Annotated in this window: 10 protein-coding genes and 1 tRNA gene; all 11 read left to right on the forward strand. The window is 70.8% G+C overall.

Features of this window, described 5'->3' with window-relative positions; genetic code table 11:
• Window positions 1-704: TRCF domain-containing protein (locus QZ483_RS11115; RefSeq protein ID WP_367117108.1), on the forward strand; the 704-nt coding region annotated here is incomplete at its 5' end.
• A 5-nt stretch (window positions 705-709) separates the two neighbouring features.
• Window positions 710-1,330: a hypothetical protein gene (locus QZ483_RS11120; protein ID WP_297083980.1), complete on the forward strand. Its 621-nt coding sequence runs from the start codon at window positions 710-712 to the stop codon at window positions 1,328-1,330.
• Between the two features lie 18 nt (window positions 1,331-1,348).
• The gene (locus QZ483_RS11125) at window positions 1,349-2,029 is read left to right on the forward strand and encodes a MazG family protein (RefSeq protein ID WP_297083982.1); all 681 of its coding nucleotides are present in this window, start codon (window positions 1,349-1,351) and stop codon (window positions 2,027-2,029) included.
• Between the two features lie 78 nt (window positions 2,030-2,107).
• A complete protein-coding gene (gene eno, locus QZ483_RS11130) occupies window positions 2,108-3,388 on the forward strand; it encodes a phosphopyruvate hydratase (protein WP_297083984.1) in 1,281 nt (426 codons plus the stop codon).
• Between the two features lie 242 nt (window positions 3,389-3,630).
• Window positions 3,631-4,419, forward strand: coding sequence for a septum formation initiator family protein (locus QZ483_RS11135; RefSeq protein ID WP_297083985.1), 789 nt, complete (start codon window positions 3,631-3,633; stop codon window positions 4,417-4,419).
• Complete coding sequence (locus tag QZ483_RS11140; protein ID WP_297083988.1) at window positions 4,416-4,976, forward strand: DUF501 domain-containing protein; 561 nt, start codon at window positions 4,416-4,418, stop codon at window positions 4,974-4,976. Before QZ483_RS11135 ends, QZ483_RS11140 begins: the two co-directional genes overlap by 4 nt.
• Window positions 4,976-5,932 carry a Ppx/GppA phosphatase family protein gene (locus QZ483_RS11145; RefSeq protein WP_297083989.1) on the forward strand — a complete coding sequence of 319 codons (957 nt, stop codon included), beginning with the start codon at window positions 4,976-4,978 and terminating at the stop codon, window positions 5,930-5,932. Before QZ483_RS11140 ends, QZ483_RS11145 begins: the two co-directional genes overlap by 1 nt.
• Window positions 5,933-6,088: 156 nt before the next feature.
• Window positions 6,089-6,165 (forward strand) — tRNA-Leu (locus tag QZ483_RS11150).
• A gap of 75 nt (window positions 6,166-6,240) precedes the next feature.
• Entirely contained in the window at window positions 6,241-7,683 is a 1,443-nt protein-coding gene (locus tag QZ483_RS11155) for an MDR family MFS transporter (RefSeq protein WP_297083991.1), read from the forward strand.
• 144 nt (window positions 7,684-7,827) lie between these two features.
• Window positions 7,828-8,160, forward strand: coding sequence for a PadR family transcriptional regulator (locus tag QZ483_RS11160; RefSeq protein WP_297083994.1), 333 nt, complete (start codon window positions 7,828-7,830; stop codon window positions 8,158-8,160).
• Window positions 8,160-8,481: DUF1048 domain-containing protein (locus tag QZ483_RS11165; RefSeq protein WP_297083996.1), on the forward strand; the 322-nt coding region annotated here is incomplete at its 3' end. The genes QZ483_RS11160 and QZ483_RS11165, both read left to right, overlap by 1 nt.

Below are 8,481 nucleotides of genomic sequence, written 5' to 3' on the forward strand. Positions count from 1 at the left end.
TGTACCCGCCGGACCGGACCCTGACCGAGACCGCGCACGACCGCCTGCAGACCATCGCCGCGAACACGGACCTGGGCGCGGGCATGGCCGTCGCCATGAAGGACCTCGAGATCCGCGGCGCCGGCAACCTGCTGGGCGCCGAACAGTCCGGCCACATCGAGGGCGTGGGCTTCGACCTCTACATCCGCATGGTGGGCGAGGCCGTCGCCGGCTTCCGCGGCGAGGGCGGCGAGGAGCGCGCCGCCGTCACGATCGACCTGCCGGTCGACGCTCACATCCCCACGCAGTACATCGAGCACGAGCGGCTGCGGCTCGAGGCGTATCGCAAGATCGCGGACGCCGCGGACGCCGATGCGCTGGTCGCCATCGAGGACGAGCTGCGGGACCGCTACGGCAACCTTCCGGAGCCCGTCGAGCATCTGTTCGCGGTGGCCCGTCTCCGGCTCGACGTGCGCGCGGCGGAGATCACGGACGTCGTCGCGCAGGGGAAGTACGTGCGCTTCAGCCCGCTCGAACTGCCCGACTCCGCGGCGCTGCGCATCAACCGGCTCTACCCCGGAACCCTCATCAAGCCCGCCGTACGGCAGGTACTCGTTCCCGCGCCCACCACGTCGCGCATCGGCGGAAAGCCGCTGGAGGGGCCGGAGGTGCTCGACTGGGTGCGCGACGTGATCAAGGTGACCCGTCCGGCGACAGTAGGATGATGGCCATGCTTCGCCTGAATCGTCGTGCCGCCGCTGGCGCCGTCGCCGGCTCCGCGCTCCTGCTCGCTGGGTGCGCCGTCCCCGGACAGCCCGGCCAGGCCGGGACCGCCGCCGAGGTCGATGGCACCGTCATCACCAATCAGCAGGTCTCGGATCTGTACGACGTGTGGCTCGAGGACATCGGCAGCCCCGCCAACCGCCGTCAGGTCATCACCCTCGAGATGATGCGCGAACCGCTCGCGGCGCGAGCCGACGAGATCGAGTTCGAGCACGTGAGGGCTCAGGCGCGCGCGCAGGCCGAGGGCTTCCTGTCCCTGCAGGGATCGACGGCCGAGCCAACCGAGGAGATGGTCGACGCCTTCGAGGGCGCGCTGCTGCTCGCCGCTTTCACCGTCCTGCCGGAGGACACCTCCGTGATCGAGTCCGTCGCCCACGAGGTCGAGGCCAGCGCCGTGACCAGCGGGCGCACGGGCGAGTTCTCCGCAGACGCGTTCATGCAGTCGCTGACCGTGACGGCCGAAAAGGCGGTCGCGGCCGCACAGCAGGGCGTGGCGGCCTGGTTCCTCGAGTACAACGACGTCGTGGGCCTGGTCGAGCCGGACTCGCCGTGGATCGCCAGCGAGTAGTCGCCAGCGAGCACACCGATGAGTGAGGGAGTCGCGCGTCTGGTCCAGGTGATGGACACGTTGCGCTCGCCGGGCGGATGCCCCTGGGACGCGGAGCAGACCCACGAGTCGCTGACCGCCTATGCGCTCGAGGAGACCTACGAACTGATCGAGGCGATCGAGACCGGGACGCGCGACGACCTGCGTGAGGAGCTCGGCGACGTCCTGCTTCAGGTGGTGTTCCACGCTCGCGTGGCGCAGGAGCACCCCGAGGCGCCGTTCGACATCGACGATGTCGCGCACGCCGTCGCGGACAAGCTCATCGAGCGTCACCCGCACGTGTTCGAGGACGGCGGCGAGCAGCTGACTGCGCAGGACACGCACGCGCGCTGGGAGCGCATCAAGAAGGAGACGAAGCAGCGCGAGTCCGTCATGGATGGCGTGCCCGCGGCTCAGCCGGCGCTGGCGCGGGCGCAGAAGGTGCTGTCGCGGGCGGCGCGCTCCGGCCTCGCTGTGCAGGACCCGGCGGGTGTGGGCATCGGCCAGCAGCTGCTCGCGCTCGTCGCGCGAGCGCAGGCCGAGGGCGTCGACGCGGAAGCGGCGCTGCGCGACGCGACCCGCGACTACGAGGCGGCGGCGCGTGAAGCCGAGGCCGCATCGGCCCCCTCCAGTGCCCCGACCCCGACCCCCGCAACCGTCACCGACGGTTCACCCACCTAGGACCCCAGTCACGAGGCGGCGCGCTAGTGCCGCCGATAGACTCGCCAGAGAACACCCCTCTACAACTGAAGGAGCATCATGGCCAGCATTGAGGCAATCGGCGCCCGCGAGATTCTCGACTCGCGCGGCAACCCGACCGTCGAGGTCGAGGTCGCGCTCGAGGACGGCACGTTCGCCCGCGCGGCAGTTCCCTCCGGCGCCTCCACCGGAGCCTTCGAGGCGGTCGAGCGCCGCGATGGCGGCTCGCGCTACCTGGGCAAGGGCGTCGAGCAGGCCGTGGACGCGGTCATCGACGACATCGCTCCGGAGATCGTCGGACTCGACGCGACCGAGCAGCGCATCATCGACCAGACCATGCTCGACCTGGACGGCACGGACAACAAGGGCAAGCTGGGCGCGAACGCAATCCTGGGCGTCTCGCTCGCGGTCGCCAAGGCTGCGGCGGACTCCGCTGACCTGGCCCTGTTCCGCTACATCGGCGGCCCCAACGCGCACCTGCTGCCCGTGCCGATGATGAACATCCTCAACGGCGGTTCGCACGCGGACTCCAATGTCGACATCCAGGAGTTCATGGTCGCCCCCGTGGGCGCCCCGAGCTTCCGCGAGGCCTACCGCTACGGCGCCGAGGTCTACCACGCCCTCAAGTCCGTGCTCAAGGAGCGCGGTCTGGCCACCGGCCTGGGCGACGAGGGCGGCTTCGCCCCCAACCTCGAGTCGAACCGCGCGGCGCTGGACCTGATCCTGGTCGCCATCGAGAAGGCCGGCCTCAAGCCCGGCGAGGACGTGGCGCTCGCGCTCGACGTCGCCGCGACCGAGTTCTTCAAGGACGGCGCCTACCAGTTCGAGGGTGTCGCCAAGTCCGGCGAAGAGATGTCCGCGTACTACGAGCAGCTCGTGGCGGACTACCCGCTGGTGTCCATCGAGGACCCGCTGTCTGAGGACGAGTGGAGCGACTGGTCGCACCTGGTGTCGACCATCGGCGACAAGACCCAGATCGTGGGCGACGACCTGTTCGTCACCAACCCGGTCCGCCTCAAGAAGGGCATCGACGAGGCCGCGGCCAACGCGCTGCTCGTGAAGCTCAACCAGATCGGCACGCTGACCGAGACCATCGACGCCGTGTCGATGGCGACGGCCGCGGGCTTCACCTCGATGGTGTCGCACCGCTCGGGCGAGACCGAGGACGTCACGATCGCTGACCTGGTCGTGGCCCTCAACACCGGCCAGATCAAGACCGGCGCGCCCGCCCGCGGTGAGCGCATCGCCAAGTACAACCAGCTGCTCCGCATCGAGGAGGAGCTCGACGACGCCGCGAAGTACGCCGGCACGTCGGCCTTCCCGCGCAGCTACTCGGCCTAACCGCCAGGCTTCGACGGCCGCGGCTCCCACATGCGGGGGTCGCGGCCGTCGTGCGTTCCCGGCGCCGTACCGCTCACCACACGGCTGTGACACCTGCGAGCCGTGTGTCAGGTGTGCATGCACTCCCGTCACGTCCGTCACATGCGCCTCGAGCGTGTGTTGAACAGGTACGAGCCTGGCGATTCCGGAGGCGCGCGGAGCGCCGTGAGCCCTGTACCCGGCAGCTCGGGGACAATCAGGGCGTGACTGCCTCCAAGCGCCCGGGCGCGCCGCGAACGTCCTCGACGTCGCGGCGCTCGACCGCGCGCCCCGAGGTTTCGCGCACCCGCGCCGGAGCGTCGCGGCCCACGGCCAAGCGCTCCGGGCCCACGACCGGCCCGATCGCGAAGCCGCAGAGCCGTCCCGGCGGCCCCACCCCGGGCCGCACCAGGGGAGACCAGGGCCCGCGGCTCGACCCGTCGCGCCCCAAGGGCTCGTGGACCGCCATGCTGACATGGCGCTCGGCGGTGATCGTCGGCGTGCTGGCGCTCGCCTTCGCGGTGGTCGCTCCCTCCGTGCGCGCGTACGTCGATCAGCAGGCCATGCTCGAAGGGCTGCGCGCGGATGCGGCGGTGGCCCAGGCCGAGGTCGACGATCTGAGCGCGGAGGTCGCCCGCTGGGACGACCCCGCCTTCCTGGTCGCGCAGGCCCGCGAGCGGCTCGCCTACGTGTTCCCGGGCGAGACGCCGTTCCGCGTGATCGACCCCGAGACCGTGACCGGCCCCGCGGAGGGATCGCCGGCCGCCGAGCGCGATCCCGAGGCGCTCGTGGGCGCCACGTGGTACGACCGCCTGTGGGAGACAGTGGTCGCCGCTGGGGAGGAGCCGGCCTCCGTCCGCTCGGCCGATGCAGGGGCTGAGGACGCGGGCGCGGCTGAGGGTGGCGACGGCGAGGCTGTCGAAGGCCCGTCGAGCAACGGCGATGCGGCTGATGGGAACGAGGAGGCCGCCGGGAGCTCGGCCGAGGACGCTCCCGTAGACTCGTCCGAGTGAGCGACACCCCTGCGACCGAGTCCGATCTGACGGTGCTGGCCGCCCAGTTGGGCCGTCAGCCGCGCGGGGTGGTGGCGATCGCCGCGCGTTGCGTGTGCGGCAACCCGACCGTGGTTCACACCGCACCGCGGCTTCCTGACGGCACACCCTTCCCGACGCAGTACTACCTCACGCATCCCGAGGCCGTCGCCGCGGTCTCGACCCTCGAAGCGCGCGGCGTCATGAAGGACATGACCGAGCGCCTGGCCCAGGAGCCCGCTCTGGCGGAGCACTACGCCCGCGCGCACGAGCAGTACCTCGCTGAACGCTACGCGCTCGACGACATCCCCGAGATTCACGGGATCTCCGCCGGCGGGATGCCCGACCGCGTCAAGTGCCTGCACGTGCTGGTGGGGCACGCGCTCGCGGCCGGACCCGGTGTGAACCCCCTCGGCGATGAGGCCCTCGAGATGATCCGCGGCCACTGGACCCCCACGCGCTGCACGTGCCCGGCGCTCGAAAGAGATCCTGACGCACCCCTGTCCACCGACCCCGACTCTCTCGCCCAGGAGGCCTGATGCCGCGCGTCGCCGCGATCGACTGCGGAACCAACTCGATCCGCCTGCTCATCGCCGACGTGGACATCCGGTCCGGCACCCTCACGGACGTGGTCCGGGTGATGACCGTCGTGCGCCTGGGCCAGGACGTCGACCGCACCGGCCACTTCGCTCCGGAAGCGCTCGAGCGGACCCTCGCGGCGACCGACGACTACGCCGCGCAGTGCCGCGAGCACGGGGTCGAGGCGATCCGCTTCGTCGCGACGTCCGCCACGCGCGACGCCTCCAACCGCGACGTCTTCATCGACGGCGTGCGCGAGCGGCTGGGCGTGGCGCCCGAGGTCATCAGCGGCACCGAGGAGGCCGAGCTCAGCTTCCGCGGCGCGCTGTCCGCTCTCGATGCCTCGAAGCCCGGGCCGTACCTCGTCGTGGACCTCGGCGGCGGCAGCACCGAGATGGTGCTCGGCCAGACCTCTCCCGACGCCGCGTACTCCATGGACGTGGGCTGCGTGCGCATGACGGAGCGCCACCTCCACGAGGACCCGCCCACGGTCGAGCAGATCGAGTACGCGCGCGCCGACGTCCGCGCCGCGCTCGACACCGCCGCGCTTGAGGTGCCCTTAGCCGAGGCGCGGACCCTGGTGGGACTGGCGGGCTCGATCACCACCGTGACGGCGGCGACATTGCACCTCGAACGCTACGACCGCGACGCGATCAACGGTTCCGAGCTGCCCATCGACGACGTCGTAGAGGCTTCGGTGAGACTGCTTGACGCGAACCGCAAGGAGCGGGCGGCGCTGCCGTTCATGCACCCGGGCCGCGTGGACGTTATCGGGGCCGGGGCGCTCGTGTGGCGCGAGGTCGTGGAGCGCGTCCGCGCTGACGTCGCTGCGGCCGGAGCCACGCTCGAGACCGTGGTGACGAGCGAGCACGACATCCTCGACGGCATCGCGTTCTCCGCCGCCGAGCGTTTGTAGCCCACCTAGCCACCGCATCGGCCCTCCGTCGCCGCTCGACAGTTCCGAACACGGTTCCGGCGACATGCCGCGCGAGTGTCGCTGCAACCCGTTCGTTGCCGGCGCGTCGCGCTCGGATTGTTCGAAACTGTCGGGGGCGCGGGAGACTGGGCGCACGCCCTCGTAGCCCAACTGGCAGAGGCGGCCGGCTTAAACCCGGCTCAGTGCGGGTTCGAGTCCCGCCGGGGGCACCAGGAGGGCCGATGCGCGGGTCGGGGGACGTGCGGCGGTCGGGGAATGCGGGGCGTGCGGGGGCGGTTGGGACGGACGTGCCGCCTACCGCCGCGACGGTCGGCCTGCGCTCTGAGCGCGGGCCCATCCTCCTCTCGCTGATGCTCGCCACCGGGCTCGTGGCGCTCGACGCGACCATCATCGCGACGGCATCGGCGACCATCGCGGGCGAGCTCGGGTCATTCGCGCAGGTGCCGTGGCTGTTCTCCGCCTACCTGCTGGCGCAGGCAGTCAGCACGCCGCTCGCAGGTCGACTCTCGGACATCCTGGGCCGCAAGCACCTGATCCTCGCGGGTGTGGGCCTGTTCCTCGCCGGGTCCATCCTGTGTGGCGCCGCATGGTCGATGGGCGCGCTGATCGTGGGCCGCGTGCTGCAGGGCCTGGGCGCCGGCACGGTGATGCCGGTGTCGCTCACCATCTCCGCAGACATCTACACGCTCGAGGAGCGCGCGAAGGCCCAGGGCTACATGGCGTCGGTGTGGGCGATCTCCTCGGTGGTGGGGCCCACGCTCGGAGGCGTGTTCTCCGAATTCGTCTCGTGGCGCTGGCTGTTCTTCATCAACATCCCGCTCTGCCTGATCGCCGCGTGGGTGATCGTCCGGCGGTACCACGAGTCGCCGCGCGAGGGCGGGCGCGACCCCATCGATTACTGGGGCGCCGCGCTGCTCACCGGGAGCAGCACGCTGCTGCTGGTGGGGCTGCTTGAAGGCGGCTCGGCGTGGCCGTGGATGTCCGCGACCTCCGTGACGGTGTTCGGACTCTCGGCGGCCCTGGGCTTCGCCTTCGTGTGGCGTGCATTGCGCGTCGAGCACCCGATCGTCAACCTGCGGCTGCTGCGCCAGCGGGTGATCGGGGTGGCGACGGCGATCTCGCTCGTCGTGGGCATCGTGGTGCTGGGCCTCGCGACCTACATCCCCATCTACGCGCAGGGTGTGCTGGGCTTCGGTCCGTTGGTGGCGGGCTTCGCGCTCGCGGCCATGATGGTGGGCTGGCCGCTGTCCGCCTCCAACTCTGGCCGCTTCTACCTGAGGCTGGGCTTCCGATGGACCGCGGTGATCGGGTCGGCGCTGGTGGTTTTCGGGACGGCGTCGACGCTCGCACTGGGGGCGTCCTCGCCGCTGTGGGGCGCCGCCTTCGTGACGTTCTTCGTGGGGCTCGGGATGGGTCTCACAGCGGTGCCGACGCTCATCGCGGCGCAGAACGCAGTCGCGCACCACACCCGCGGCGCGGTCACCGGGATCAACACCTTCGCACGCTCGCTCGGGTCGGCGGTGGGTGTCGCGGTGTGCGGTGCGATCGTCAACGCGATTGCGACCGTGGGGCCCGACGGCACCCCCGAGGGGGAGAACCTCATGGACGCGCTGCACCTCGTGTTCATGGTGGTCACGGTCGCGAGCGTGGTGCTCGCGGCGCTGGTGTGGCTGATGCCCGCGGACCGCGAGGAGGCGCGCGAGCGCCGCGCCGCCCAGGCGCGCGCCTAGCGCCACCACCTCACAGGGCGACTGACGTCGCACGGCCCAGCCCGTGCATCGGCCGTCCGTGCCGGCGCATGCCTGGCGCCCGCCCACTACTCAGTGTTACTATCTACTGGTAGTCAATAAAACTAAGTACCGCGGAGGCCGCCCATGGGCAAGCAGATGACCGAGATGCTCAAGGGCACGCTCGAAGGCGTCGTCCTGGCGATCCTCGCTCTGCAGCCCGCCTACGGCTACGAGATCACCGCCCGCCTGCGCGAACGCGGCTTCGAGGACATCGCGGAGGGCACCATCTACGCCGTCCTGGTCCGTATCGAGAAGCGCGGCCTCGTCGACATCGACAAGGTGCCCTCCGAGAAGGGGCCGCCGCGCAAGGTCTACACGCTGAACGCCGCCGGCGAGGCAAGCCTGCACGAGTTCTGGGGTTCATGGAGCGCCCTGGAGACCCGCATCGACCAGCTCCGCACCGAAGGACACGAATAATGACCCGCAACTGGATCGAAGTGGTCACCGGATCACTCGACGACAAGAAGGCCTGGCGCGCCGCGCAGGCCCGCAAGAAGGCTCTCCCCGCCCCCTACCGCGACGCGGCCCTCGCCATCGGGCGCTACGTGATGTACGCCGGGGGCATCGCCAAGTCCGACTCTCTGGTCGCGATGGACGAGGACCTCACCGTCCTGTTCGAGCAGGCCGCCGCCGACGACACCTCCGTGCGTGCGATCGTGGGAGACGACCCCGTCGAGTTCGTCGAGGACTTCATCCGCAACTACCAGGACGGCAGCTGGGTCGCCAAGGAGCGCGCCC

Origin of the sequence: uncultured Demequina sp. (genome assembly GCF_913055775.1) — a bacterium.
Taxonomy (GTDB): Bacteria; Actinomycetota; Actinomycetes; order Actinomycetales; family Demequinaceae; genus Demequina.